The sequence below is a fragment of the Billgrantia lactosivorans genome, from assembly GCF_003254665.1.
Lineage (GTDB): Bacteria > Pseudomonadota > Gammaproteobacteria > Pseudomonadales > Halomonadaceae > Halomonas > Halomonas lactosivorans.
On the sequence record NZ_QHGY01000005.1, the window covers coordinates 179777 to 206155 of the forward strand.

Annotated in this window: 22 protein-coding genes; 4 read left to right on the forward strand and 18 right to left on the reverse strand. The window is 67.7% G+C overall.

Features of this window, described 5'->3' with window-relative positions:
- Positions 1–32: 32 nt before the first annotated feature.
- Both mfd and DIS04_RS12960 read left to right on the forward strand, forming a co-directional pair.
- On the forward strand, positions 33–3482 hold the full coding sequence (gene mfd, locus DIS04_RS12955) for a transcription-repair coupling factor (RefSeq protein WP_111414194.1): 3450 nt from the start codon (positions 33–35) through the stop codon (positions 3480–3482).
- A gap of 198 nt (positions 3483–3680) precedes the next feature.
- On the forward strand, positions 3681–4760 hold the full coding sequence (locus DIS04_RS12960) for a L,D-transpeptidase family protein (RefSeq protein WP_111414195.1): 1080 nt from the start codon (positions 3681–3683) through the stop codon (positions 4758–4760).
- A gap of 142 nt (positions 4761–4902) precedes the next feature.
- On the opposite strand, the gene DIS04_RS12965 is transcribed toward DIS04_RS12960, so the two are convergent.
- The 9 genes from DIS04_RS12965 to DIS04_RS13005 all read right to left on the reverse strand — a co-directional run bounded on the left by DIS04_RS12965 (position 4903) and on the right by DIS04_RS13005 (position 15673).
- The gene (locus DIS04_RS12965; RefSeq protein ID WP_111414196.1) at positions 4903–5166 is read right to left on the reverse strand and encodes an Lpp/OprI family alanine-zipper lipoprotein; all 264 of its coding nucleotides are present in this window, start codon (positions 5164–5166) and stop codon (positions 4903–4905) included.
- Positions 5167–5356: 190 nt separating this feature from the next.
- A complete protein-coding gene (locus DIS04_RS12970; protein WP_111414197.1) occupies positions 5357–5971 on the reverse strand; it encodes a L,D-transpeptidase family protein in 615 nt (204 codons plus the stop codon).
- A 162-nt stretch (positions 5972–6133) separates the two neighbouring features.
- A complete protein-coding gene (locus DIS04_RS12975; protein ID WP_111414198.1) occupies positions 6134–7375 on the reverse strand; it encodes a GspE/PulE family protein in 1242 nt (413 codons plus the stop codon).
- A gap of 179 nt (positions 7376–7554) precedes the next feature.
- On the reverse strand, positions 7555–8013 hold the full coding sequence (locus DIS04_RS12980) for a hypothetical protein (RefSeq protein WP_111414199.1): 459 nt from the start codon (positions 8011–8013) through the stop codon (positions 7555–7557).
- A gap of 48 nt (positions 8014–8061) precedes the next feature.
- Entirely contained in the window at positions 8062–8526 is a 465-nt protein-coding gene (locus DIS04_RS12985; protein WP_111414200.1) for a 2-hydroxyacyl-CoA dehydratase, read from the reverse strand.
- A gap of 153 nt (positions 8527–8679) precedes the next feature.
- Positions 8680–9144 (reverse strand): DUF6586 family protein, encoded by a 465-nt coding sequence (locus DIS04_RS12990; RefSeq protein ID WP_111414201.1) that lies wholly within the window; start codon positions 9142–9144, stop codon positions 8680–8682.
- Positions 9141–11768 carry a type I DNA topoisomerase gene (gene topA / locus DIS04_RS12995; RefSeq protein WP_111414202.1) on the reverse strand — a complete coding sequence of 876 codons (2628 nt, stop codon included), beginning with the start codon at positions 11766–11768 and terminating at the stop codon, positions 9141–9143. The genes DIS04_RS12990 and topA overlap by 4 nt, the downstream gene beginning before the upstream one ends.
- A 257-nt stretch (positions 11769–12025) precedes the next feature.
- Positions 12026–14497, reverse strand: coding sequence for a DUF3141 domain-containing protein (locus DIS04_RS13000; protein WP_245904563.1), 2472 nt, complete (start codon positions 14495–14497; stop codon positions 12026–12028).
- A gap of 141 nt (positions 14498–14638) precedes the next feature.
- Positions 14639–15673 (reverse strand): ATP-binding protein, encoded by a 1035-nt coding sequence (locus DIS04_RS13005; RefSeq protein ID WP_162623066.1) that lies wholly within the window; start codon positions 15671–15673, stop codon positions 14639–14641.
- Positions 15674–15704: 31 nt separating this feature from the next.
- On the opposite strand from DIS04_RS13005, the gene DIS04_RS13010 reads away from it, so the two are divergent.
- Entirely contained in the window at positions 15705–16694 is a 990-nt protein-coding gene (locus DIS04_RS13010) for a LysR family transcriptional regulator (protein WP_111414204.1), read from the forward strand.
- Between the two features lie 158 nt (positions 16695–16852).
- The gene (gene lipA / locus DIS04_RS13015; RefSeq protein ID WP_111414205.1) at positions 16853–17905 is read left to right on the forward strand and encodes a lipoyl synthase; all 1053 of its coding nucleotides are present in this window, start codon (positions 16853–16855) and stop codon (positions 17903–17905) included.
- 78 nt (positions 17906–17983) lie between these two features.
- Here lipA and lipB read toward each other — a convergent pair whose 3' ends face one another.
- The 9 genes from lipB to rsfS all read right to left on the reverse strand — a co-directional run bounded on the left by lipB (position 17984) and on the right by rsfS (position 26344).
- The gene (lipB, locus tag DIS04_RS13020; protein ID WP_111414206.1) at positions 17984–18685 is read right to left on the reverse strand and encodes a lipoyl(octanoyl) transferase LipB; all 702 of its coding nucleotides are present in this window, start codon (positions 18683–18685) and stop codon (positions 17984–17986) included.
- Positions 18686–18985 carry an HP0495 family protein gene (locus tag DIS04_RS13025; protein ID WP_111414207.1) on the reverse strand — a complete coding sequence of 100 codons (300 nt, stop codon included), beginning with the start codon at positions 18983–18985 and terminating at the stop codon, positions 18686–18688.
- 70 nt (positions 18986–19055) lie between these two features.
- Positions 19056–20261 carry a D-alanyl-D-alanine carboxypeptidase family protein gene (locus DIS04_RS13030; protein WP_111414319.1) on the reverse strand — a complete coding sequence of 402 codons (1206 nt, stop codon included), beginning with the start codon at positions 20259–20261 and terminating at the stop codon, positions 19056–19058.
- A gap of 51 nt (positions 20262–20312) precedes the next feature.
- On the reverse strand, positions 20313–21281 hold the full coding sequence (locus DIS04_RS13035; protein WP_111414208.1) for a septal ring lytic transglycosylase RlpA family protein: 969 nt from the start codon (positions 21279–21281) through the stop codon (positions 20313–20315).
- Entirely contained in the window at positions 21278–22342 is a 1065-nt protein-coding gene (gene mltB / locus DIS04_RS13040) for a lytic murein transglycosylase B (RefSeq protein WP_111414209.1), read from the reverse strand. The genes DIS04_RS13035 and mltB overlap by 4 nt, the downstream gene beginning before the upstream one ends.
- 61 nt (positions 22343–22403) lie before the next feature.
- A complete protein-coding gene (gene rodA / locus DIS04_RS13045) occupies positions 22404–23564 on the reverse strand; it encodes a rod shape-determining protein RodA (protein ID WP_111414210.1) in 1161 nt (386 codons plus the stop codon).
- 3 nt (positions 23565–23567) lie between these two features.
- A complete protein-coding gene (mrdA, locus tag DIS04_RS13050) occupies positions 23568–25475 on the reverse strand; it encodes a penicillin-binding protein 2 (RefSeq protein ID WP_111414211.1) in 1908 nt (635 codons plus the stop codon).
- 42 nt (positions 25476–25517) lie between these two features.
- Entirely contained in the window at positions 25518–25985 is a 468-nt protein-coding gene (gene rlmH, locus DIS04_RS13055) for a 23S rRNA (pseudouridine(1915)-N(3))-methyltransferase RlmH (protein WP_111414212.1), read from the reverse strand.
- Positions 25982–26344: a ribosome silencing factor gene (gene rsfS, locus DIS04_RS13060; protein WP_111414213.1), complete on the reverse strand. Its 363-nt coding sequence runs from the start codon at positions 26342–26344 to the stop codon at positions 25982–25984. Before rsfS ends, rlmH begins: the two co-directional genes overlap by 4 nt.
- Positions 26345–26379: the final 35 nt, after the last annotated feature.

Genomic DNA, 26379 nt, shown 5'->3' on the forward strand with positions numbered 1-26379 from the left:
CCCACACGAACGACGAAACGCACGACGACATCATGCCCAAACTCTCGCCGCTCGACCCGCCCCGCCCCGCGGGCACACGCGACACCCTCTACTGGCAGACCCCGCCGGGCAGTTCGGCTGCGCTGGCGCTGGCCCATCTTGCCGACGATGCCCCGCTGCTGGTGGTCACGACCGACACCGCCAGCGCACAGCGGCTGGAGAACGACCTGCGCTTCTTCGCCAGCGTGCCGGTGCTGCCCTTCCCCGACTGGGAGACCCTGCCCTACGACAGCTTCTCGCCGCACCAGGACATCGTCTCCGAGCGGCTGAGAACCCTGCGCCGGCTCCAGGACGGGGAGCATGGCATCGTGCTGGTGCCGATCAACACGCTGATGCAGCGGCTGCCGCCGGTGGATTACATCGCCGGTCGCGTGCTGACCCTCGAGGTGGGCATGCGCCTGGATCGCGAGGGCTTTCGCGAAAGCCTGTCGCGTGCCGGCTATCGCGCCGTGGAAACGGTCTACGAACCTGGCGAATACGCCCTGCGCGGCGCGCTGATCGATCTCTACCCCATGGGCAGCGAGAGTCCGCTGCGCATCGACCTGTTCGACGACGAGGTCGACACCCTGCGCCGCTTCGATCCCGACACCCAGCGCAGCCAGGACAAGGTCGAGCGGGTCGAGCTGCTGCCTGCCCACGAATACTCGCTGTCGCGCTCGGCCATCGCCTGCTTCCGCGAAGGCTTCGAGACGCTGTTCGACGTCGACCCGCGACAGTGCCCGCTCTACGTGGATGCCCTCCGCGGCATCCCCTCCCCCGGCCTGGAGCAGTACCTGCCGCTGTTCTTCGAGGAGACGGCGACGCTGTTCGAGCACCTGGCCGCCGGGACCCGCGTGGCCCTGCTGCCCGACACCCATTCCGCCGCCGAGCACCACTGGGAGGCGATCGAGAGCCGCTACGAGAACCTCGGCGTCGACCCCACCCGCCCCCTGCTGCCGCCGCACCGCGCCTTCGTGCCGGTGAGCGAGGTCTTCGCTGCCATCCGGCGCCACCCACGTGTGGAATTGACCGACGACCTCGAGCATCGCCATGCTCACGAGCCGGCCGTGCGGGGGCTGCCGATGGTGGCGATCAATGCCCGCGCCAAGCAGCCGCTGGCCGCGCTGGAGAAGTTCCTCGACGAGCACCGCGACACGCGGGTGCTGTTGGTTGCCGAATCGCGCGGTCGGCGCGAGGCGCTGGAGGAGCTGCTGGCACCGCTGCACCTCGACCTGCCCCACGCCGAGGGGTTCGCAGCCTTTCGCCAGGGCGAGTCGCGCCTGGCCATCACCGAGGGCGAGGTCGGCAGCGGGTTCTGGCTGGAGCGCCCCGACTTGGCCGTCGTCACCGAGACCGAGCTGTTCGGCGACGTGGTACGCCAGAGCCGGCGTCGCGAGAAGGCCACGGATACCAGCGAACTGGCCATTCGCCACCTGGCCGAGCTGCGCCCGGGCGCCCCGGTGGTCCATCAGACCCACGGTGTCGGACGCTACCGCGGCCTCGAGCGCCTCGAAGCCGGTGGCCAGGCCGCGGAATTCGTCGCCCTGGAGTACGCCGACGGCGCCAAGCTCTACGTGCCGGTGGACAACCTGCACCTGATCTCGCGCTACGCCGGTGCCGACGACGAGCTGGCGCCGTTGCATCGCCTCGGCTCCGAGCAGTGGGACAAGGCGCGCCGCAAGGCGGCCGAGAAGATTCGCGACACCGCCGCCGAGCTGCTCGACGTCTACGCCCGCCGCGAGGCGCGGGAAGGCTTCGCCTGTGCCCCTCCCGACGAGGAGTACGCCCGCTTCGCCGCCAGCTTCCCGTTCGAGGAGACCCCGGACCAACGCGCCGCCATCGCCGCGGTGATCGGCGACATGACCGCGCCCAGACCCATGGATCGCGTGGTGTGCGGCGACGTCGGCTTCGGCAAGACCGAGGTCGCCATGCGCGCCGCCTTCCTCGCCGTGCATTCGGGGCGCCAAGTGGTGGTGCTGGTGCCCACCACCCTGCTCGCGCGCCAGCACTACGAGAACTTCCGTGACCGCTTCGCCGACACCGCGGTGCAGCTCGAGCTGATCTCCCGCTTCACCGCCGGCAAGGGGCAGGCCGCTTCGCTCGAACGCATCGAGAGCGGCAAGGCCGACATCGTCATCGGCACCCACAAGCTGCTGTCGAAATCGATGAAGCTGCCCAACATGGGACTGCTCATCATCGACGAGGAGCACCGCTTCGGGGTCGCCCAGAAGGAGCGCCTGAAGGAGCTGCGCGCCGAGGTCGACATCCTCACGCTGACCGCCACGCCGATCCCGCGCACGCTCAACATGGCGATGAGCGGTATCCGCGACCTGTCGGTCATTGCCACGCCCCCGGCGCGCCGGCTGTCGGTGAAGACCTTCGTGCAGCAGCGCGACGAGTCGATCATCAAGGAGGCGATCCTGCGCGAGATCCTGCGCGGCGGCCAGGTCTACTACCTGCACAACGAGGTCAGGAGCATCGAGACCGCCGCCGAGAACCTCCGCGCCCTGGTTCCCGAGGCACGCGTCGCGGTGGCCCACGGCCAGCTCCCCGAACGCTCCCTGGAGCGGGTGATGTCGGACTTCTACCACAAGCGCTACAACGTGCTGGTCTGCTCGACCATCATCGAGACCGGCATCGACGTGCCCAGCGCCAACACCATCGTCATCGAGCGCGCCGACAAGTTCGGCCTGGCCCAGCTGCACCAGCTGCGCGGCCGCGTCGGCCGCAGCCATCATCAGGCCTATGCCTACCTGCTCGCCCCGCCGCCGCGGGCGATGAGCAAGGACGCGGTCAAGCGCCTGGAGGCGATCGGTGCCGCCGAGGACCTCGGCGCCGGCTTTACCCTGGCCAGCCACGACATGGAGATTCGCGGTGCCGGCGAGCTGCTCGGCGAGGAGCAGAGCGGCCAGATGGAGGCCATCGGCTATACCCTCTACATGGAGATGCTCGATCGTGCCGTAGCCGCCATCCGCGCCGGCAGGACCCCCAACATCGAGGCGCCGCTGAGCGCCGGGGTCGAGATCAGCCTCAACCTGCCGGCGCTGATCCCCGACGACTACCTGCCCGACGTGCAGCAGCGCCTGGTGATGTACAAGCGCATCGCCAGCGCCGCCGACGAGGCCGAGCTCAAGGAGCTGCAGGTGGAGATGATCGACCGTTTCGGCCTGCTGCCGGCGGCGGTCAAGACGCTGATACGCCAGACACGGCTGCGCCAGCGCGCCGAGCGCCTGGGTATCGTGCGCCTGGAGGCCGGCGCCGAGCGTGGCCGGGTGATCTTCGGCGGCCAGACCCGGGTCGACCCGCTGACGCTGGTCAAGATGATCCAGGCGGAGCCGCAGCGCTATCGACTCGACGGTGCCGACACTCTGCGCTTCGAGGCCGCGATGGAGGATACCGAGGCGCGCTTCCGCGCCGTGGAAGAACTGCTCGACGCGCTCAATCGCAAGGCCCAGGCCGCTTGAGGAGGCGGGCTGTCACCCTCCGTTGCACCGCTACTCCCGCCGGTGGCCATAACGCTATACTATGCACAGTGTCCCATCGCAGCCTTGACACGAACCATGACGCCACCCCTGAGGTGGCGTGTGACCGTCGCCAGGCGGGCCCGCTCCTTGCACCTGCAGGCCCCCGGCAGGCGACCCTATGACGAGATCACGACGTAGATGAAGAACCCGACACTGGCCAGGCGACTCGGTCTTGGCGCTGCCCTGTTCGGTCTTGCCGCCCTGATGGCGGCAACGGCCCTCGCCGAGGAGAGCGGCTCCGACAGCGCCGAGGAGCTGCCCCGTGGCCACTATCACCTGCCCGACGAAGGCAACCTGATCGGCGAGGTTTACACCGTGACCGTCGAGGAAGGCGAGACCCTGCTCGACATCGGACGCCGTCACAACGTGGGCTACGAGGGGATGCGCATGGCCAACCCCGACGTCAGTATCTGGGCCCCCCGCCCCGGCACCGAGGTGGTGATCCCCGCCCAGTTCATCCTGCCGGATGCCCCGCGCGAGGGCATCGTGGTCAATCTCTCGGAGCTGCGCCTGTACTACTACTCGCGCCCCGGCATCGTCGAGACCTACCCCATCAGCATCGGCCGCGACGGCTATGCCACCCCGGTAGGCGTGACCCGCACCACGGTCAAGGTGAAGGACCCTCACTGGTCGCCGCCAAGCTCGATGCGTGAGGAAGCGGCCGCCCGTGGCGAGCCGCCTCCTGCCGTGGTACCGCCGGGCCCCGACAACCCCCTGGGGCGGCACGCCATCCTGCTCGGCCTGCCCAGCTACCTGATCCATGGCACCAACCGCCCAGACGGCGTGGGCATGCGTGCCAGCCGCGGCTGTATCCGCATGTTCCCCGAGGACATCGAGTCGCTCTACGACCGCGTGCCCAGCGGCACCCAGGTCAACATCATCGACCAGCCGTTCAAGGTGGCCTGGTCGTCGGACGGCGTGCTCTATGCACAGTCCTTCCCGCTGCTCGAGGAGAACGAGGGCACCTTCGAACCGATCCTCAACGCCATGGAGATCGTTGCCAGCGCCTTCGGCGAAGAGCCTGCGCCGATCGATTACGCCCAGCTGCGCCAGGTTGTGGAGCAGCCCGACGGCCGCCTGGTTTCGCTGCTCCGGGACGCCGAAGAGGATCCGGCCGACGAGGTGCGGGAGGAGACGCCCGATGGCGGCCTGTTCTCGGAGCTGGAGCTCAGCCAGGCGTCAGGCCTGTACTCCGAGCTGGAGGTCAGCCCGCTGTAACGCGCCCGCGCCGGCCTATCCCCCGCGATCTGCCGGCGCAAGCAGGAATCACCGCGCCTGCCAACGAGAAAACCCCGCCGAGGCGGGGTTTTCTCGTTGCAGAACCGCCACCGCCCGGGGGCGATGCGGCGCTCCAGCAGAATTACTTCTGCATGGAACGCTGGAACATGCGGTTCATTTCTTCGCGGTTCTGCTCGGACATCTGCAGAGCCGCCTGGGCGTCACGCTGCGCCTGGTTGGCAGTGTTCTGAGCCTGAGTGGCGATGCTGCGCGCTTCTGCAGCGTCGGCCTGAGCGGCTTCAGCGGTCTGGCGAACTTCGTCCAGAGCGGAGTTGCTGGCACAGCCGGCCAGAATGGCCAGTGAAGCAGCAGCGGCGGTCAGCTTCAGGGTGGTCTTCAGAGTCATGATGTTCTCCTTGAGTCTTCCTTGGTACTGCACGTTAGTACAGCGGCGTTGATGTTGCCTGTGATCCAGGCTCCCCTGCTCAGTGCAGGATTCTTGCAGCGACTGCTGCCAAGCACAGGAGTCAAACGCTGTTTTATAATACCCGACGGCGCTTGTCCATAGCTCGAAACGTCCCTTGCGTATCTTGAGCCTAGCGGATGACGACGCGAGTGCCAATGTCAATTAGCTCGGAGAGCCTTTCGATCTGCGCGTCGGTGACCGCCACACATCCCTGAGTCCAGTGATAGCTGCCATGAACCTCCGGGTCCCCCCTACCGACGCCATGGATGCCGATGTAACCTCCCAGCACGGTGCGCTGGGGTGGGTAGCCGTGGCGTCGGTAGTAGGCAAAATAATCTGCGTAATCCTGCTCCGTGTAAAGCCCTGTTTCCAACGCCATGCGCGCATGGGAGGGCGTGGGGTAGTCGAGGCCGATGAAAATGTGCCAGTCGCTCTCCCAATTGAACCGATTGACGCGAAACTCCCCCTTCGGCGTCTTGTTGCCGCCCTGGGTCCGCATGATGCTCGCCCCCGAGCGCCCCAGCGAGATGGGAGCGAAGCGCTCGACAAGTCTGTCCCCACGAAAGAGGCTCAGCTCGGCCTGGCGGTCGTCGACAAGGACCCACACTTCATCGGCGTGACGAGGCAGATCGGCGCGCGCCAGCATGGTTTCGATCAGGTTGGCGCGGCCTTCGGTTGCCATCAGCAGAGTGAAGGGCGCCAGCAGGGCAAGCTGGCCGAAGCGACGGCGGGAAACGGGACTCATCGACTCCTCACTCGGACGGAACGGTAGGCGCTTTATAGCGTATCGCTTGACGACTGTCAGTTCACTTAACGTAACCGGGCGCCACATGCGCCGGCGACGCAAGTCTTGGCCGCATGTTGGCCGCGCGCAATCTACTGGCGCGCCAGCCTCTACTGCACTGGCTCAAGCCGACAGGATGGCCCCCATGCGGAACACTTCCCGCAGGCTGGTGATGCCCGCCTCGGCCTTGGCCAGTCCGTCGGCCAGCATCAGGTCGACGCCGCGTTCGAGCAGGCTACGCCGCAGTTCCGATTCATCGGCATGACGCAGGATGCGAGCATGATCCTCGGGGGCAAGCTGCCAGATCTCGAACACGCCGATGCGACCGCGAAAGCCGAGCCCATCGCATTGCGGGCACCCCTTGGCGCGCCAGGTCAATGCCGGCGGAACCTGGCCGATCGCCTCCAGCCATTCGCAGTCGCTGCGCTCGGGTGCCGCCTGCTCACGGCAATGCTGGCACAGGCGGCGCACCAGCCGCTGGGCGATGACCAGCCCCAGGTTGGCGCTGATCTCGCCATCGGTCAGGCCGAGCTGGCGCATCGAGGTGATCACTCCCACGGCATCGCGGCTGTGCAGCGTGCCCATCAGCGAGCGGCCGCTGCTGGTCACGCTCAGGGCCGCATGGGCCGACTCGCGGTCGCGCACTTCACCGATCAGCACGTAGTCGGGATCCAGGCGCAGGAGCGAGCGGGTACCGCTGGCAAAGTCCAGCCCGTGCTCGAGGTCCACCTGGATCTGGTTGATGCCCGGGATGCTGAATTCGACCGGATTCTCCAGGGTGACCACATGGCTGTCGGTGAGCTGCAGTTGACCCAGCAGGGTGTAGAGCGTGGTGGTCTTTCCCGCACCGGTCGGCCCGGCAACCAGCAGCATGCTGCCCGTGGCGTCCATCCAGCGCCGTATGCCCAGCGCGCCCTGCTCGCCGATCCCCAGCTCCACGATGTCGTCGAAGGTCCGTGGCGGGGCCAGGAAGCGTATCGCCAGCTTCTCTCCCGTGATGCAGTGCACCGCGGTGACGCGCAGGTGAATCTGCTCCTCGCCCTCATCCCGCGACCAGCGAAAACCGCCCTCGGCGGTGACCAGCGAGGGCACCGGATTGAGCTTGGCCAGCACCTTGAACTGGTTGACCAGGCGCCCCCCTTGCGTGGTATCGGCACGCAGTGCATCGACCATGCGCCCGTCGATGCGCAGGCGGATGCGATAGCCCTCCCGATCGGGATCCAGGTGCACGTCGGTGGCCCTGGCGCGCAGCGCATCATCGAGCAGGGCGAAGGCCTCGAGCGTTGCTCCGCCCGCCGTCTGTCCCGCTTCCAGCTGCGCCGACAGGGCTGGCAGCAAATGGCGCTTGTAAGACTCCTCGGTCACGGTCCTCTCCTCCCTGATTGGCCTTTTGCCACCGACGCTCGGGCTCGGTCGCTGTGAGCAGTCTAGCTCAACGGGGGCGGGTGCGGTCGCATGGCGCCCGCCAAGGCAGAGTGCCCCCGGCAGGGCAGCCTGCCGGGGGCACTCTTGTCGAGCTACACCTGTCCTGTCGAGCCGCCGTGTCAGGGGCGATGCTCGACGGTAAAGATGCTCTGCAGCTTGTTCTTCTTGCCGTAGATGTGCACCGTGGTTTCCGGGAAGGGAAACCGGTCCAGGTACTCGCTGGCCCCGTTGAAGCGGGGCTTGTGCGCATGGATCATGGCCGCGGCGAGGCGTTCACGGTTGGCATGGCCGCACAGGCCCATCGAGTACCACAGTTCCTCGCCGGGCTGCAGAAACGCGAGCCAGGTCTCCTTGTCGGGGTGGTGCTGCAAGCCGTAGCGCACGTTGCGATGCTCGCCGACATAGAGCAACTGCTGGACCCCCATGACGTTCGTCTCGGGATCCGTGGCCGCCCGGAAGACGCAGTAGATGCCGGAGTCGTCCGGCACCTCGCGCAGCGACTCGTCGTTCCAGTAGCCGAGCATCTCCGGAGAGAGAAGATCGTTCGAGATGGAGCTCAACATGAATCTTTCCGACATGGCGATCTCCTTGATCGTGGGTGATTGTCTACAGTCTGGCACATAGACTCAGTAGTCTTCGAGCCGCTGCATGTCACGCACGAGGCGACGCACCTCGCCCTCGTGTCCCTTGGCCAAGGCCTCGAAGAACTCTCGCTCGTGGATGCCGCCGGCGCGGTCGGCGCGATGCGCATACAGGTCCTGAAGGGTTCTGTGCGCGGTCAGCGCCGTTGCCAGCAAGGCGGACACGCTGCTGCCTTCGATGCTGTCCGGCAAACGCTCGAGTACCGGGGGGTGGGGAAAATCGTTGGGGTCGTCGAACCAGGTATCGAGCACGCTGCGGTGGTCGCTGCCATCGTCGAGATAGCCCAGCAGGTCGGCTTGAAGCTTGCGCTCGCGCTCCGCCAGGTACTCGAGTGCCATTCGTACCCGTTCGTCGTCACCGCTCGCGGCCAGGCGGGAGTATTGTTCGGCCAGGCGGGCATGGTAATCGGCCGCCCAGTCCACCAGTTCCCTGACTTGATGAAAACGCATGCGAGTCTCCCCCCGAAGCCCTCCGCCAGCCTCGATGACCGGCTGCTTGCTTTCATCCTAGCCAAAGCCCATCGTCGTCGCTTGACTTGTATCAACGGACGACGATCGAACTCGACGAGCCGGAGTTGCCGGCGGGTTCGGCGTCCGCAGGCGCTACCACTCCTCGCTGGTTTCCCGCAGCGCCGCGATTTCTCGCTTGGCCTCCTTCAGGCAGGCACGCAGCTCGTCGCCCAGCGCCGCCGCGCTGCCCACGGCGATCAGCCCGGGTTGAGCGGCATGGCGCCGGCGCGCCACGCCGTCACTGTCGTGCAGCGCCTCGAATCGAGGCAGCAACCAGCCAAGCCAGCTCTCGGGACGCATCGCCAGCTCACGCAGCCGATGCAGTTCGGCGATGCCGGCCCCCTCGGCACCCAGCAGGTCGCGCCAGTCGTGGCGCTCCAGCCGGGCATGCTCGGTAACCTCCCGCAGCAGCGACTCGAGCGCCAGCTCGGTCAGCGCCAGCGCGGCCTCCTCGGCGGCCATGCGCCGTGCCTCGGCGTGCTCGTCCTCCCCCGGGGCGGTCTCCAGGAGCAGCTCGGCCTGGTAGAGCAACTGGTTGGTGCGGGCTCGTGGGCTCACTTGCGCTTGTCCTCCACCTGCCACCTACCGTTATCGTAGATCGCCCGCCAGCCGGTCGCCTTGCCCTCCTCCTCGGTCATGACGAACTGCTCCTTGCTCTTGCGCGAGTAGCGGATCTGGGCCGGACGCCCCTCGGGATCCTCGCTGGGCGCCTCGAGCAGATAGCGATACTTTTCCGGCAGCTCCTTGGCATGGGACTTTAGCTCGCGCACCAGCGGGGGGCGGGTCTCCCGGTTGCGCGGGAACTTGCTCGCGGCCAGGAACAGGCCACTGGCCCCGTCGCGCAGCACATAGTGGTCGTCGACCTTCTGACAGGACAGCTCCGGCATCGGAATGGGGTCCATCTTGGGCGGGGCCACCTCGCCGTTGCGCAGCAGCTTGCGGGTGTTCTTGCACGCCTCGTTGGTACAGCCGAAATACTTGCCGAAGCGGCCCGACTTGAGCTGCATCTCGCTGCCGCACTTGTCGCACTCGATGGTGGGACCCTCGTAGCCCTTGATGCGGAACTTGCCGTGCTCGATCTCGTGACCGTCACAGTCGGGGCTGTTGCCGCAGATGTGCAGCTTGCGGGTCTCGTCGATCAGGTAGCTGTCCATCGCCGTGCCGCACTTGGGGCAGCGATGCTTGGCCCGCAGCGCCTTGGCCTCGGCCTCCTCGCCCGCATCGGCGGGCACCGCCTCGTCGCCCGGCAGCAGGTCGATGGTGGTCTTGCAGCGCTCCTTGGGCGGCAGGTTGTAGCCGGAGCAGCCCAGGAACACCCCGGTGGATGCCGTGCGGATCTGCATCTTGCGCCCGCAGGTGGGGCAGTCGATGTCGGTGGGAACCGGCTGGTTGGGGCGCATGCCCGCCTCGCTCTCGGCGGCCTCGAGCTCCTCGCGGAACTCGGCGTAGAAGGCGTCGAGCAGTTCGCGCCAGTTGCGCTCGCCCTCGGCGACCTCGTCGAGGCTGTCCTCCATGCGCGCGGTGAAGGAGTAGTCCATCAGGTCGGGGAAGGACTCCTTGAGCCGCTCGGTGACGATGTCACCGAGCTTCTCGGCGTAGAAGCGCCGGTTCTCCAACTTGACGTAGCCGCGATCCTGGATGGTCGAGATGATCGAGGCGTAGGTCGAGGGGCGGCCGATGCCGCGCTTCTCCAGCTCCTTGACCAGGCTCGCCTCGGTGTAGCGAGCCGGCGGCTTGGTGAAGTGCTGCTGCGGGTCGAGCTGCTCGAGCCGCATCGGCGTGCCCTCGGCGAGGTCCGGCAGCGCCTGGTCCTCGTTCTTGCCCGCCGGCTTGAGCACACGGGTATAGCCGTCGAACTTCAGCACCCGGCCCTTGGCCCTGAGTTCGTAGCCATCGGCTTCCACGGTCAGGGTGCTGGAGAGATATTCGGCCGGCGTCATCTGGCACGCCACGAACTGACGCCAGATCAGGTCGTAGAGGCGTTCGGCGTCGCGCTCCATGCCGGCCAGGTCGTCGGCCTTGCGTGCGACATCGGTGGGACGGATCGCCTCGTGGGCCTCCTGGGCCCCCGCCTTGCTCGAGTAGCGATTCGGCGACTCGGGCAGGTAGCGCTTGCCGTAGGCCTGCTCGACGTGCTCGCGCGCCATGGCCAGCGCATCCTGCGACAGGTTGGTCGAGTCGGTACGCATGTAGGTGATGTAGCCCGCCTCGTAGAGGCGCTGGGCCAGGGTCATGGTCTTCTTCACCGAGAAGCCGAGGCGACCGCTGGCGGCCTGCTGCAGGGTCGAGGTGATGAAGGGAGCGCCCGGCTTCGAGCGGGTCGGCTTGTCCTCGCGCGCGGTGATCGCCAGGCCGGCCCTGCGCAGCGCCTCGATGCGCTCGAGGGTCTCGGCCTCGGAGGTGGGCCGGAACGCCTTGCCGTCCTGACGCACCAGCTCGAAACGCACCGGCTCGCCCTGGTCGGAGACGAGGTCGGCATGCACGTCCCAGAACTCCTCGGGCACGAAGGCACGAATCTCGCGCTCGCGCTCGACGATCAGGCGCACCGCCACCGACTGCACGCGACCGGCGGACAGGCCGCGGGCGATCTTGGCCCACAGCAGCGGCGAGAGCATGAACCCCACCACGCGGTCGAGGAAACGTCGCGCCTGCTGCGCCTCGACGCGGGGAATGTTGAGCGTGCCGGGCTCCTTGAACGCCTCCTTGATGGCGTTCTTGGTGATCTCGTTGAACACCACGCGGCGATAGCGCCCGTCGTCGCCGCCGATGGTCTCCTTGAGGTGCCAGGCGATGGCCTCCCCCTCGCGGTCGAGATCGGTGGCGAGATAGACGGCGTCGGCCTTCTCGGCAAGCTTCTGCAGTTCGGAGACGACCTTCTCCTTGCCGGGCAGGATCTCGTAATGGGCCTTCCAGCCATGTTCCGGATCGATGCCCATGCGCCGGATGAGCTGATCCTTGGCCTTGTGCTTCTTGTACTCGGCCTTCTCCTCGGGCGACATCTTGCGGGTCGCCGCCGCCTGGCGCGCGCGCTCCTTGGGGTCGGAAGCCGCCTTGCCCGAGCCGCTGGTCGGCAGGTCGCGAATATGACCCACGCTCGACTTCACGATGAACTCGCTGCCGAGGTACTTGTTGATCGTCTTGGCCTTGGCCGGCGACTCGACGATGACCAATGACTTGCCCATAGTGCTCCACATTCTGCACGGCGGGGTTCTGGGGCCCCGCCTGAACGGTTCCGATGCGCCGATTCTCCGGCGGATACGGTGAAAAATCCGCTTACCCTACCCCAGCAACCCGTTTCACGCCAGTCGCTTCCGCATGGCGGCAGTAAAGCAGCAATGGGAAAGTGGCATCAAGTCGCTCGCGCCGTCATGCTGCCGCAACGACAACGCCCCTGCCGCTGACGGCAGGGGCGCCGAGGTGCTCCGGCGACGCCTCGCGCTCAGCGCTTGCGCGGCTTGCGCGAGGTGGCCGGTTTGCTGCCGGCGTCGCTCTGGCTATCGCCGGGGCGGCCGTCGGCCTGAGGCTTGGCCGGCACTTTGCCCGTCGGCCCGGCGGGCGCCTTCGCCTTGGTGGAACGCTTGGGCCGGTCCGGCTCGGCCGCCTCGGGCTCGGCCTTGAACAGGTTCGCCACCTCGCTGCGCGCGGTAGCCTCGGCCCTGGCCCCCGTCACGACCTCGTCGTGCAGTTCGGCCAGTGCCTGGCGGCGCTCCAGCGGGTCGGCGCGCTCCAGCGCCTCGCCGAAGAGCTCGCGAATGTGCTCGTAGCGCCTGCTGGCGTGCTCGGAGAGCTCACCGCTGGCCGCCAGCACCTGGTCGATGTGCTCCAGCGACGCGCGAATCGCTTCGGCACGCTCCCCCGCCAGCAGTTGGGGAATTGCCGCCAGCGCCGCGTCGCGATCGAGCTTGAGGATGAAGAACTGTTCGCGCACCAGGTGCTTGAAGTCCGACAGGCTGGTACCCGGCTCGAGCTCGGCGCGCGAGGCCCGCAGACGCTTGAAGTTGCGCTCGTCGGTGGTGGGGGCACCGCCCAGCACATGGATCACCGAGCGCATCACCGCCTCATGGATGCCGCCCTCGGCCACGCGCTGGCGCAGCTCCTGCTGGCGCCGTTCGAGGAAGCGGCGATGCTCCGGCTCACTGCCGGGCTGGCGACGGTGCACGTGGGCGTCGCCGCCAAGGCCGACCATGGCTTGCAGCAGCGGCTGACCGTAAACCGCCAGGAAGGTGTGCTCGATGCTCTGGTCGCGTATCTCCCGCCAGGTATCCAGGCCACGGGAGATCTGGTCGGACACGGCCCTCTCCATGGTCCGCAGGAGGTTGTCCTCCGCGACGGGATGGCGGTCCTCGCGTACCCACTCGGCAAGCACCGGCAGCGGCACCGACAGCGGGTTGCGGTCGGACAGCAGCTTGTAGCCGAGGCGGATCGGATGCAGGCGGCGCATCAGGCGGGCCGCCTCGGGGGTGATCAATGCACGAATCCATGGCTGCACGAACAGCCGATAGAGACCCAGGTTGATCTCCGATATTCGCGCCACGGTGGCGAAGCGCCGGTCGTCATCCTCGCGATGATGCAGCACGTCCCGGTTGAGCCCCTCGATGGAGCGGGCCTTGAACTCGAGCAGGTAATCGCGCTCGAGCAGTTCGGCATCGTCGCGCTCCTCGGCGCTGGTCACCGTGGTCTCGTAGAGGCCCGGCGGCAGCACGTCGATGTAGTCGATGTTGGCGGTGAACTCGGCGTGCTCCTTGCGCGACACGCTGCCGGAGACGAAGATCCCCAGGTGCCCGGTGCTGTCATGCACGCAGTAGACGATGGTCTGCTCGCTGGCGACGATGTCGTCGGTGTCACCGTAGAGATCGCGTACCCAGCCCAGCGCCTGGGGCGGTGGCGTGATGTCGTCGCCCTGGGAGCAGAACACCACCACCGGCGAGCGCACGTTGCGCAGGTCGATGCGTCGACCGTCCGAAGTGACCAGCTGCGCGGTGGAGAGCCGGTTGCCGACGAACAGGTTGTCGACGATGTACTGGATTTCCTCGCCACCCAGCACCACGTGGCCGCCCCACCAGCGCTCGAAGTTGAGGTAGCGCTCGGCCTCGCTATCGACATTGGCATAGAGGCGATACTGCTTGTCCCACCAGGTATTGGCGGGGTTCAAGCGCTCGAAGTTCTGCACCAGCAACGCCCCGTCGAACAGGCCGTCGCCGAGATCGCTGGCCAGCGTGCTCATCCAGCTGCCGCCGGTCATGCCGCCGGTATAGCGCATCGGCGCCTTGCCCCGCTCGCCGGCCCAGTAGGAGAGCGGGGCACCGGCGATCAGGATCGGCCCGAAACAGTCGGGCTCCAGCGAGGCCGCCATCATGATCTGCCAGCCCGCCTGGCAGTTGCCCACCACCATCGGCTTTTCGGATGCCTCGGGATGCAGCTCGTTCACACGGCGCAGGAAGGCGATCTCCGCCTCCACCACGTCCTCGACCGTCTGGCCGGGCTCGGGATAGGGCAGGAAGCCGATGAAATAGCAGGGGTGGCCGGCGCGCAGGGCGACGCCGATCTCGCTGTCGGGCTTGAAGCCGCCGATGCCGGGTCCGTGTCCGGCCCGCGGATCGACGACCACGAAGGGGCGCGCCTGGAGGTCGACCTCGACGCCGGCCGGCGGCTGGATGCGCATCAATTCGTAGTTGACCGGCCGCGGCAACTGGCGACCGTCCATCACCACCTCGGCGTCGAAGCCGAGCACATTGGGCTTGGTCTTCTCGATATGCTCGAGATACTGGTTGCCACGCTCGCGCATCACGTCCATGTACAGCACGCTGCGCTCGACGGCGTCCCGCCAGTAATCGAAAGCGGCACGACCGAAACCGAACGGATCCAGAAAGCTCAGGGCTTCTGTCGGGGGTGTCGGCAAGAGTGCGTTCATGTTCGGCTCCTTGTGTCTCCGCTGCCGATGCTGGGACAGCGGGAGGAGAAAGTATGCTGCAATGCAGCAAGCATAGTACGCCCTGCGCTCCTGCAATGCAGCCGTTTTGTCGTTTTTTTGTGACTGGAAGCCGGGGGCCGCTCAGTCGCGCTCGACGAATGCGCCCTCCATGGCCCGGGCATCGCCGCACCACTCCGCCAGCGCACGGCGCTCGCGGCGGCCCGCCTCGGCCCCATCCCGGCCCCAGACCAGCAGCCGTACTTCGGTCGTGTCGCCCTCGGGTGAGGATCGGTCGAGCCGGACCCCCGGCCCCCCGCCCAGGTGACCCGCCGCCGACCGCAGCAGGCGCCAGCGCGCCTGGCCTGGCCGCCCCGGACCATGCCCCATGTGCCCGACCCGGGGGCGCCGAAGCCGCTCTCCCGCTACCAGGCGCAGCTGCTCCACCGCCAGGTCGAGACCGCTCAGCACCTCGGCCAGGCCCTCGTAGCCCGTCAGGCCGGGGCGCATGCCGACGAATCCCAGCCGGTTGTCGGCCAGCGAGAAGCTCAACGTGGCCAGACCGACCAGGCCGAGCGAGCGGGCGCCCTGCACGGCAAGCTGCCCGAGATAGGCACGCTGTTCGGGTGTCAGCCGCTCGCTCGGTGCCATGGCGAAGCCCTCGTCGAGCAGCTCGTGCTCCACCAGCGCCAGCGCCTGTCCGCGACAATCGGCGAGCACCGGCAGGTGCACGCGCGCCGCCTGCGGCGCGAACTCCCCCAGAGGCAGCCCCGCCTCGCGCATCAGTTGCCGCACGGCTGCGTCATCGCACACTGTGGCGACGAGCGCCTCGTCCGGGCCGATGAAGGCCAGGCCGCCACGCGCACAGGCGCGGGCAAGGCGCCACTGCTCCTCGGCCACGGCCTCCCCCGGGTGCAGGGCATCGCAGCCCAGTCGCCGGGCGTGCTCCACCAGGGCCTCGCCCGACGCACCGCCGCCGTGATAACAGCCCAGCTCGAGTTCGGTGCAGGCCTGGCCGGCTCGCAGCGCGGCCAGCCCGCTGCCCGCCAGCATCACGCCGTGCCAGCCTGCCCGGCGCAGCACGCCGGGAGCGGCGCCGGGCGACGCTTGGCGGTGCCCGGGCGGGGCGACCGCATGACCCGGGCCGGTGACGGTGATAGCATGTAAGGGCTTTTTCAACGGGCCTTCGTCCCCACTAGTGGATTGATAGATGACCACGCCTAGCCTGCTGAACCGCCTGACCTTTCGCCAGTTGCAGGTGTTCCAGGCCGTGCATCGCCAGCAGTCCTACTCGCGGGCTGCCGAGCGGCTGGGCCTGACCCAGCCGGCGGTCAGCGCGCAGATCCGCCAGCTCGAACAGGCCCTGGGGCAGCCGCTGTTCAAGTACACCGGCAAGACCCTGCACGTGCTGCCCGCCGCCGACGCGCTGGCGGCCTCGACCCAGGCCATCTTCGGCCAGGTCTCGCGCCTGCAGATGACGCTGTCGGACATGGACGGCACGATTTCCGGGGAACTGAACCTGGCCGCCGTGTCGACTGCCCAGTACGTGGTGCCCCACCTGATCGCCCGCTTCCGCGCCCACTACCCCAACGTCCAGGTGCGGCTGCAGGTATGCAACCGAAGCCAGGCCCTGGAACGGTTGGCGGCCCGCAGCGACGACCTGGTGATCATGGCGATGGTGCCCGAGGACGACGACAACCTGGCCTTCATGCCGTTTCTCGACAACGAGCTGATCCCCATCGTCTGGCCCGGCCATCCGCTGCTTGAGGCCCACGCCCCCGCGCTGGAGGATCTCGCCCGCCACTACCTGCTGATGCGCGAACCGGGTTCCGGCGTACGCACCGCCTTCGAGCAGCTCGCGGCCGAACAGGACGTCGCGCTCCAGCATACCATGGAGCTGGGTACCAACGAGGCGATCAAGCAGGGCGTGATGGCGCACCTGGGGGTGACCGTGCTGCCGCGGCTGGCCGTTCGCCTGGAGCTCGGCGCAGGGCTGCTGGCCGAGCTGCCTCTGCCGGGTTTTCCCCTGCGCCGCTCCTGGTGCACGGTCTACCCTCGCGATCGCTTCCCCACTCCGGTGACCGAGCTGTTCCTGCGTTTCATACGCGAGCGGCTGGGCGAGATCGAGGCCCATTTCAAGGCCCCGCCGCAGCCGATGCCCGATCACGGTGTGGTCTGCCTGCCAATGCCCCCCGGCTGAGCCGCCGGGGTCAAGCGTCGACCCGGAGCACTGTGCCGGGCGGCCGCGGGTATGGTAGATTACGGGCCTGCGACCATCGTATCAATTGCCAGCCGTGCGAGCGGGTATTGCCCCGCGGCACGACCGTGGCAGCCGCCGAGTGGAGGGGCTCACACCCTATGAGCGACAGCACCTCGAAACGCGTGCCGAGCGGCGCGAAGTTCCGCACCGAGCATGGCTTTGCCGCCATCAAGGACGGCATCAAGCAGCGCAGCCAGTCCGAGGAGCGCCCCGAGCCGGGACGCAAGCCGCAGTGGCTGCGCGCCCAGATTCCCGGTGGCGGCCGCTTCGAGGCGGTGAAACGCAACGTCAACGAGCATCGCCTGAGCACCGTGTGCGCCGAATCGCACTGTCCCAACATGGGCGAGTGCTGGAGCAACGGCACCGCCACCATCATGCTGATGGGCTCGGTATGCACCCGCGCCTGCCGCTTCTGCGCCGTCGATACCGGCAACCCGCGCGGCTGGCTGGACCACGAGGAACCGGCCAACACCGCCAAGTCGGTGGAGCTGATGGGGCTGCGCTACGTGGTGCTCACCTCGGTCGACCGCGACGACCTGGAAGACGGCGGCGCCGCCCACTATGCCGCATGCATTCGCGCCATCAAGAACAACACCCCGACGGTGGTGGTCGAGGCATTGACGCCCGACTTCGACGGCGACACGACCGCCATCGAGCGGGTGGTCGACTCCGGCCTCGAGGTATTCGCCCAGAATGTCGAAACGGTGGAACGGCTCACCCACTACGTGCGTGACCCGCGTGCCGGCTATCGCAAGACCCTCGACGTGCTGGCCCACGCCAAGCGTTACCGTCCGGACGTGCTGACCAAGACCAGCCTCATGCTCGGCCTCGGCGAGACCGACGAGGAGATCCTCGCCACCTTCGACGACCTGCGCGCCATCGACGTCGATATCGTCACCCTCGGCCAGTACCTGCGGCCCACCCGCAACCACCTGCCGGTGGAGCGCTGGGTCACGCCCGAGGAGTTCGAGCGCTATCGCCGCCTGGGCCTGGAGAAGGGCTTCATGGAGGTGGCGTCCGGCCCGCTGGTGCGCTCCAGCTATCGCGCCGACCGGGTATTCGAGAAGAACAACCTGGGGCTGGCCGCGCCGGCCGAGATCCCGGGACAGGCGCCCGACCCCAACCGCATCCAGGCGGTCAACGTCGGCTGAGGCCGCCGGCTTCGAGCGACGCGACAAGGCAAAAAGGCGACCTCCGGGTCGCCTTCGTCGTTTCGCCTGCCGCCGCAGTCAACGGCGGATGCCTCCCCCGGCTTCCGCCTGGCCGACTGTCGGCTCCCCGGCTTCGTCCGGCACCAGGTGACGCCCCAGTTGCCGCGCCAGGCTTTCGGCCAGCCGGGTGCCGACCCGCTCGACGCTGGGCCGCTGGGCGACCAGGTCGGCCAGGCGTGTCATGGCCATGCCGGCATAGCCGCACGGATTGATGCGCTGGAAGGGCGCCAGGTCGCCATCGACGTTGAGCGCCACGCCGTGATAGCTCGCGCCACGCCGGATGCGCAGGCCCAGCGACGCGATCTTGGCCGCCCCGACGTAGACGCCGGGGGCATCCGGGCGCGCGTGCGCCTCGACCCCATGCTCGGCGAGCACCTCGACCACGGCCTGTTCCAGCGCCGAGACGAGATCGCGAACCCCCAGCCGGGCCCGGCGCACGTCGAGCAGGGGGTAGAGCACGACCTGACCGGGTCCGTGGTAGGTGACCTGCCCGCCGCGATCGGTCTGCACGACCGGGATGTCGCCCGGCATCAGCAGATGCTCGGGCTTGCCCGCCTGCCCCTGGGTGAACACGGGATCATGCTCCACCAGCCAGAATTGATCCTGGGTCGCCTCGTCGCGAGCGTCGGTCAACTCGCGCATGGCCCGCCATACCGGCAGGTAGGGGCGACGCCCCAGGCACAGCAGCGCGATGGGCGCGCCGGCCTCCCGAGCGGACACCTAGACCACCATGTGGACGCGGCCGGTGGCCTTGAGCTCGGCGAACAGCGCCTTGAGCTGGGCTTCCCCGGTAGCGCGCAGGGTCAACCGCACCGACTGGAAGCGGGCGTTGCGACTCTCGACCACCTCGATGCGGGTGGCATCGAAGCTGGCATCATGGCGCAGCACCACCTGACAGACGCTGGCAGTGAAGTCCTCGGCGGCATCGCCCACCACCTTGATCGGGTAATCGCAGGGGAAGGTGATCTTCGGCGCCGGCAGGTCGGGCCGACGCAGGTCGCGCAGTTTGTTGTCTGACATGGCTCTCTACAGGGTCTCGAAGGATAACCTGACCATTTTACTCAACTATGTGGCGTCGACCAAGCGACGTCTAGAACCAGCCGCTGAGCAGGTTGGTGAAGAAGCGTCGCACCTGATCGAACAGCCGCTTGAACAGACCGCCCTCCTCGATCGACTCGAGGGCCACCAGCGGCTGCTCGCCCACGACCTCCTCACCGAGGCGGACCTCAAGCGTGCCCACCCGATCACCGAGACTGACCGGCGCGGTCAGATCCTCGCGAATATCCAGGCGCGCACTGAGCTCCTCGTTGCGCGATCGCGGCAGCGTCATCGTGACGTCGCTATCGACGCCGACACGCAGCTCGTCCTTCTCGCCTCCCCAGATACGCGGCGTGTTGAGTACCGCGCCCTGCTCGTAGAGCTCGAGGGTTTCGTAGTAGCGGAACCCGTAGCTGAGCAGCTTCTGCGTCTCCTGCGCGCGGGCTTCCTCCGAGCTGGTGCCCATCACCACCGAGATCAGGCGCATGTCGTCGCGCTTGGCCGACGCCACCAGCCCGTAGCCGGCCTCGGTGGTCCAGCCGGTCTTGAGCCCGTCCACGGTAGGGTCGCGCCACAGCAGGCGATTGCGATTGGGCTGGCGAATGTCGTTGTAGGTGAAGTACTTCTCGGAATAGACCGCGTAGTGCTCCGGGTAGTCGTTGATGATGTGCTGGGACAGTATCGCCATGTCACGAGACGAGGAGTACTGCTCGGGGTGCGGCAGGCCGGTGGCATTGGCATAGTGGGTATTTTGCATTCCCAGGCGAGCCGCGTGCTGATTCATCATCTCCGCGAAGGGCTCCTCGCCGCCGGCCAGATGCTCGGCGACCGCGACGCTGGCATCGTTGCCCGAGGCGATGATGATGCCGTGCAGCAGGTCGCGGATCGAGACGTCGGTGTTGACCTCGATGAACATCTTGGAGCCGCCGGTACGCCAGGCGTTCTCGCTGATGCGAATCATGTCGTCCATGCCGATGTTGCCGCGATTCAGCTCACGTTCGACCAGGTAGGCGGTCATCAGCTTGGTCAGGCTTGCCGGTGGCAGGCGCTCGTCGGCGTTGTGCTCCAGCAGTACCCGGCCGCTGTCGGCATCCATCAGGATCCAGGACTTGGCCGCGATCTGCGGCGGTGACGGGATCACCGTCTGAGGTTGCGGTGACGGTACCGCCTGGGCCAGGGCCTGGGAAACGACCAACAGCAGGCTCAGCAGCGTCAACGGCAGGAACCGTGAACGGAAACGGGTAAGCAGCACTCGCATGGGCATGGATCTCTTCGCTACGTCGAGAAGGGTCAGGGGGAAGTGCGCCGATCAGTCGGCGCCGTTGACAATAAAGGCCTGTTCGATACCGGCACGCCTCAGTTCATCGCGCGCGGGTTCTACCTGTCCGGCATGGGCCAGCGGGCCAACCTGGACCCGGTACATGCCGGCAGAATCCGCCACGCGCACCGGAAGCGACAGCTCGCCTTCCAGGCGCGCCTTGAGTTCACGCGCGTTGTCGGCCGAACCCAGTGCCGCGATCTGCAGGTAGATCGGTGCCGCGTCTTCGGCCTGCTCGGCTTCGCTGCGTGCGGCGCTCGGCGAGGCGACCTCGCGGCCCGCCGGCGCCTGCTCAGCGGTATCGCGGCGTGGCGTCCCGCCAGCCCCGGGTTGGACAGCGGACGCGGCGTCACGGTTCTCTCCGCTGCCGCCGTTCTCGGCCTGCCAGGCCACCGGATCGATCGCCTCGACCTTCACCCGGCCGGTGCCGCGGTCGAGGATATCGAGCCTGGCCGCGGCGGCATAGGAGAGATCGATCTCGCGGTCGTTGTGAAAGGGGCCGCGATCGTTGACCCGCACGATCACCGAGCGGCCGTTGTCGAGACTCGTGACACGGGCATAGGTCGGCAGCGGCAGCGATCGATGTGCCGCGCTCATCTTGTACATGTCATAGATCTCGCCATTGGACGTGGCGTAGCCGTGGAACTTCTCGCCGTACCAGGAGGCGGTACCCTGCCGGGCGTAGCCGCGGGCATCCGGCAGGACGCGATAGGTCTTCCCCCACACCTCGTAGACCGGGCGATTGCCTCCCCGGGAGAGGTCTTCGACACGCGGCACGGCGTCGGGGATCTGGCTTACGTCGGGCGGATCCTGCGGATAGGCATCGCCACTCATGGCGTAACGCTCCGCCGGCGCGCTAGAGGCCGCCTCGCCGTCGCGCTGCGCCGGCGTGCTCGAGCCGCTGCCGGCACAGCCCGCCAGAAGGGCCGTTATCGCCAGTACCAGCCACACAATCTTCACAGCGAACCCTCCTGCTCGTCAGACGCGGAGGCGGACAGCGGGAAGGGGTCCAGCTCACGCAGATCCGCTATCGCCTCGGCCAGCTCGGTCACGGCCATGGCATAGAGGTGACTGTGGTTGTAGCGGGTGATGACGTAGAAGTTCTCGTGCCCCAGGCGATAGCGCCATTGGGTGTCGTCGACTTCCAGCGCCAGCGGGATGACCGCGGTCGAATCGTCGAGTTCGGCCAGGGGCTCGATCTCGGCCCGCTCCAGCTCGCTCAGGGCGAGATAGGGCCGCCGGGTCTGGTTGAACTCGACCTGGCCGGGAGGGGTGCCCGGCCCTTCGGCCTCGCTGTAGACGGGTTCGCCGCGGCGCCAGCCATGCTCGGCGAAGTAGTTGCCCACGCTGCCGATGGCATCGACCGGGTTGGTCCACAGGTCACGCTGGCCGTCGTCGTCGAAGTCCACCGCATAGGCGCGGTAGCTGCTCGGAATGAACTGGGGGTAGCCCATGGCACCGGCATAGGAGCCTTCGAGGCTGCCGGGGTCGACCTGCTGCTCATGGCTGATCTCGAGGAAGGCGGCCAACTCGCCGCGAAAGAAACTGCCGCGGGCGGGGTGATGGAAGGCCAGCGTGGCGAGGGAGTCGATCACGCGGTGGCGCCCGGTGAAGCGGCCATAGCTGGTCTCGACGCCGATGATGGCGGCGATGATTTCCGGCGGCACGCCGAACTCGGCCTGGGCACGGCGAAAGGCCTCCTCGTGGGTCTCGATGAAGGCGGCACCGCGGCTGACTCGTTCCGGCTGCAGGAAGATCTCGCGGTATTCGTCCCAGCGCAGCCGGCGCTCCGCCGCGCCCTCCATGGCATCGAGCACGCCCTGCTGGAACACGGCGTCCTGAAGCGCCGCCTCCAGCCAGTCACGCTCGATGCCGCGCCCGGCGAGCTCCTCGAGCAGCTGCCTGGCCCCCTCGTGCTCGGCAGGGGCAAAGTCCGCTGCGGACACGGCCAGCGCCGGTAGCCAGAGCGTCAGGGCCACCGCCGCGCCGCCAGCCCCTTTCCACTTTCTCGATGGCTTCATGCTTGCGCCACTCCCAGACTGGGGCCACATCGACCGGGCCCGCGCCGAACCGCTGCGGGCATCAGCGCGGCAGCAGGCGACGGTGCCCATGAATGGACATGAGAATACCGAATCCCGCCATCAAGGTCACGCTGGAGGTCCCGCCGTAGCTGACCGGCGGCAGCGGCACCCCGACCACGGGCAGAATGCCGCTGACCATGCCCACGTTGACGAAGACATAGATGAAGAAGGTCAGGACGATGCTGCCTCCCAGCAGGCGGCCGAAGGTGTCGTGGGCCGCGGCGGAGAGCCACAGCCCGCGGATCACGATCAGGAGGTACAGCAGCAGCACCAGCAGCATGCCGACCAGGCCGAACTCCTCGCCCAGCACCGCCACGATGAAGTCGGTGTGGCGCTCGGGCAGGAACTCGAGCTGGGACTGGGTGCCCTGCAGCCAGCCCTTGCCCCACAGGCCACCGCTGCCGATGGCCGTGGTCGACTGGATGATATTCCAGCCGGACCCGAGGGGATCGCTTTCGGGGTTGAGAAAGGTCAGGACACGCTGCCGCTGGTAGTTGTGCAGGTTGATCCAGAGCAGCGGCAGCGCCGCCGCCGCCGCGGCGGCGAGCAGGCCGATGAAGCGCCAGGACAGCCCGGCGAGGAGCACCACGAAGACACCGGCACAGCCCACCAGCAGGGAGGTCCCGAGATCCGGCTGCTTGGCGATCAGCACCACCGGTACGCCGAGCATCACCGCACAGACCAGCAGGTCATTCCAGCGCGGCGGCAGCTCGCGCCGACCCAGCCAGGCCGCCAGCATCAGCGGCATGGCCAGCTTCATCAGTTCGGAGGGCTGGAAGCGAATCACCCCGGGAATCTCAAGCCAGCGCTGGGCGCCCATGCCGACATCGCCCACCACCTCCACCGCAATCAACATCAGCAGGCCAGCGCCATAGGCCAGTGGGGCCCAGCGCAGCAGCTTGCCAGGCGGCAGCTGCGCCAGGACCAGCATCACCGCCAGCGCGACCAGGAATCGCGTACCCTGGGCCATGACCACCTCGATGCGCTGACCGCTGGCGCTGTACAGAATGGCCAAGCCCGCGACCAGCAGCACCACCAGCAGCAGCAGCAGCCAAGGGTCGAGGTGGGTCCGCTCCCACAGGCTCTTGCGACGCGAAATGCCGCTCTGCGGGGCTCGCACCGGCCGCGCGCGCAGCCCCTTCGTCAGTCCCATCCAGGTCATCGCTCAGTTCCCCGCCACGGTACCGGTGTCACTTTCCATTACCTCGCGCACCTCCTCGACGTCGGGCGCCTCCTCTTCCAGCAGCCAGGCATCGGTAATGGCCCGTGCCAGGTGCGCGGCATGGGTACTGCCCCCGCCGGCGTTCTCCACGATCACGGCCACGGCGATCTCGGGCTCCTCCAACGGGGCGAAGGCCATGAACAGCGCGTGGTCGCGCAGCCGTTCGGCGAGCTCATCGGCGTTGTAGCGCTGGTCCTGCCCCAGCGAGAAGACCTGGGCGGTGCCGGACTTGCCGCCCATGCGGTATTCGAGCCCCTCGCCGGTGCGACGCGCCGTGCCCTCCTGCCCGGTGAGCACCTTCTCCATGCCGGCGAAGATCCGGTCCCACCAGGCATCGTTGTCGATGACGATGTCGTCGGGCGTCTCCGGCAGCTGCGCCGGCACGTCCTCGTCGCCGATTTGCCTTGCCAGGCGAGGCTTCACCCACTGGCCGCGATTGGCGAGCACGGCCGTGGCCGTGGCCAGTTGCAGCGGCGTGACCTGCCAGTAGCCCTGGCCGATGCCGACCGAGAGCGTCTCGCCGGGGTACCAGGACTGGTTGAAGCGAGCCCGCTTCCAGTCGCGGGAAGGCATCAACGCACTGCTCTCGCCGAAGATGTCATGGCCGACGCGCCTGCCGAAGCCGAAGGCACTCATCCGCTCGTGGAGGCGGTCGATGCCCAGGTCGTGGGCCAGCGAGTAGTAATAGGTGTTGTTGGAAACGGCGATGGCGCGCTCCATGTCGACACGCCCATGCCCCCAGCGCAGCCAGTTGCGGTAGCGGCGGCTGTCGTTGGGCAGCTGGTAGAAGCCGGGGTCGTTGATGGTCTTCTCGGGCGTGATCACCCCCTCGGCCAGGCCGGCCAGGGCCAGGAACGGCTTGATGGTGGAACCCGGCGGGTACTGGCCGCGAATGGCACGGTTGAACAGCGGCAGGTCGATGTCCTCCTGCAGCTCGCGGTAAGAGGCGAAATCGATGCCGGTGACGAACTGGTTGCTGTCGAACCCGGGAGTCGAGACCATGGCCAGGATCTCGCCGGTGCGAGGAGCGATGGCAACGATCGAGCCACGACGGTCGTCGAGCAACTCGTAGGCCAGAAGCTGCAGCTCCTTGTCCAGCGTCAGGGTCAGGTTCCGCCCCGGCACGGGATCGGTGCGGCCCAGCTCGCGCAGCACCCGTCCCCTGGCGTTGGTCTCCACCTGGCGCAGGCCGGCCTGGCCATGGAGCACATCCTCGTAGAAGCGCTCCACCCCGGTCTTGCCGATGAAGTGGGTACCCGCATAGCGCCCCGGATCGAGCTCCTTGAGCTCATCGGTGTTGATCCGCCCGACATAGCCCAGGGCGTGTGCCATGACATGCGCATCGGGGTAGTAGCGCAGCAGCTGCGCCTCGACCTCGACGCCCGGCAGGCGATGCCGGTTGATCGCCAGGCGGGCGATCTGTATCTCGTCGAGATCGCTCATCAGCAGCGCCGGCTGAAACGGCCGCTGGGGCTGGCGCGCGCGCAGGCGAAAGCCCTCGGCCTCTTCCGGGGCGAGCTCCAGCAGGTCCTCGAGCCGGTCCAGCGTGGTATCGAGATCCTCGACCCGCTCCCGCGTCAGGGTCAGGTTGTAGGTGGGGCGGTTCTCGGCCAGCAGCACCCCGTTCCGGTCGTAAATCAAGCCACGAGTGGGCGGCAGCGGCTCCACCCGCACGCGATTCTTCTCGGAGCGGGTGGTGTAGACCTCATGCTGCACCACCTGGAGGTATACCAGCCGCCCCGCCAGCAGTCCGGTCAGGAGCAGGATCGTCAGCACGGCAAGAAAGGCTCGCACGCGGAAGATGCGCAGCTCCTGCTCGGGGTTCTTCAAGGTCTTGCGGCGGTCGCGCATGCCGAAAATCGTCTCGACTCCAGGTTGTCGTAAGACCGCCGTTCAGCGGTGATAGGGATGGCCGACCATCAGGGTCCAGGCGCGGTAGAGCTGTTCGGCCAGGATTACCCTGACCAGGGGATGCGGCAGGGTCAACGGGGACAGCGACCAGCGCCGATCGGCCGCCGCGGAGAGCTCCGGGGCCAGCCCGTCCGGCCCGCCCACCAGCAGCACCACGTCGCGCCCCTCGAGGCGCCAGGCCTCGGCCTCCCGGGCCAGGCGCTCGGTGCTCCAGGGCTTGCCACCGACCTCCAGCGCGACCGTGAGTTCGTCACCACGCAGCCGCTCGCGTATTCGCTTCGCCTCGAGTGCCACGGCCCTGGCCGTGTCGGCGTTCTTGCCGCGCTGGCCGGGTGCGATCTCCTCGATCTCCAGGGCGAAGTCGCGCGGCAGACGCTTGCGGTACTCCTCGACACCTTCACTCACCCAGCCGGGCATGCGCGTACCGACCGCCAGCAGGCGGATCCTCATGTCCCCCGGTGTTCCTGCTGCGGCTCCGAATCGCTCGGCAGGTCGGCCCACAGCCGTTCCAGGTCGTACAGCTGACGGGTCTCGGGGAGCATCACGTGGACGACCAGGTCGCCCAGATCCACCAGGACCCAGTCGGACCCGGCCTGCCCCTCCACCCCCACCGGCTGGATGCCGTTGGCCTTGGCCTGCTGGACCACGTGCTCGGCCAGCGCGGCCACGTGGCGAGTGGAAGTGCCGCTGGCCACGATCATCAGGTCGGTGACACTGGTCAGCCGCGACACGTCCAGTTGCACGACGTCCTTGGCCTTGAGGTCATCCAACGCCCCTACCACCAGAGTCTTGAGCGAATCGTTCTGCATAGCCCCTCGTCAACGGGAAGTCTTGGTCGCCGCCA

Excerpts from the sequence above, each read along its gene's own strand:
- mfd (WP_111414194.1), top strand. The coding sequence starts at position 33 with ATGCCCAAACTCTCGCCGCTCGACCCGCCCCGCCCCGCGGGCACACGC.
- DIS04_RS12960 (WP_111414195.1), top strand. The coding sequence starts at position 3,681 with ATGAAGAACCCGACACTGGCCAGGCGACTCGGTCTTGGCGCTGCCCTG.
- DIS04_RS12965 (WP_111414196.1), bottom strand. The coding sequence starts at position 5,166 with ATGACTCTGAAGACCACCCTGAAGCTGACCGCCGCTGCTGCTTCACTG.
- DIS04_RS12970 (WP_111414197.1), bottom strand. The coding sequence starts at position 5,971 with ATGAGTCCCGTTTCCCGCCGTCGCTTCGGCCAGCTTGCCCTGCTGGCG.
- DIS04_RS12980 (WP_111414199.1), bottom strand. The coding sequence starts at position 8,013 with ATGTCGGAAAGATTCATGTTGAGCTCCATCTCGAACGATCTTCTCTCT.
- DIS04_RS12985 (WP_111414200.1), bottom strand. The coding sequence starts at position 8,526 with ATGCGTTTTCATCAAGTCAGGGAACTGGTGGACTGGGCGGCCGATTAC.
- topA (WP_111414202.1), bottom strand. The coding sequence starts at position 11,768 with ATGGGCAAGTCATTGGTCATCGTCGAGTCGCCGGCCAAGGCCAAGACG.
- DIS04_RS13000 (WP_245904563.1), bottom strand. The coding sequence starts at position 14,497 with ATGAACGCACTCTTGCCGACACCCCCGACAGAAGCCCTGAGCTTTCTG.
- DIS04_RS13010 (WP_111414204.1), top strand. The coding sequence starts at position 15,705 with ATGACCACGCCTAGCCTGCTGAACCGCCTGACCTTTCGCCAGTTGCAG.
- lipA (WP_111414205.1), top strand. The coding sequence starts at position 16,853 with ATGAGCGACAGCACCTCGAAACGCGTGCCGAGCGGCGCGAAGTTCCGC.
- DIS04_RS13025 (WP_111414207.1), bottom strand. The coding sequence starts at position 18,985 with ATGTCAGACAACAAACTGCGCGACCTGCGTCGGCCCGACCTGCCGGCG.
- DIS04_RS13030 (WP_111414319.1), bottom strand. The coding sequence starts at position 20,261 with ATGCGAGTGCTGCTTACCCGTTTCCGTTCACGGTTCCTGCCGTTGACG.
- mltB (WP_111414209.1), bottom strand. The coding sequence starts at position 22,342 with ATGAAGCCATCGAGAAAGTGGAAAGGGGCTGGCGGCGCGGCGGTGGCC.
- rodA (WP_111414210.1), bottom strand. The coding sequence starts at position 23,564 with ATGACCTGGATGGGACTGACGAAGGGGCTGCGCGCGCGGCCGGTGCGA.
- mrdA (WP_111414211.1), bottom strand. The coding sequence starts at position 25,475 with ATGCGCGACCGCCGCAAGACCTTGAAGAACCCCGAGCAGGAGCTGCGC.
- rlmH (WP_111414212.1), bottom strand. The coding sequence starts at position 25,985 with ATGAGGATCCGCCTGCTGGCGGTCGGTACGCGCATGCCCGGCTGGGTG.
- rsfS (WP_111414213.1), bottom strand. The coding sequence starts at position 26,344 with ATGCAGAACGATTCGCTCAAGACTCTGGTGGTAGGGGCGTTGGATGAC.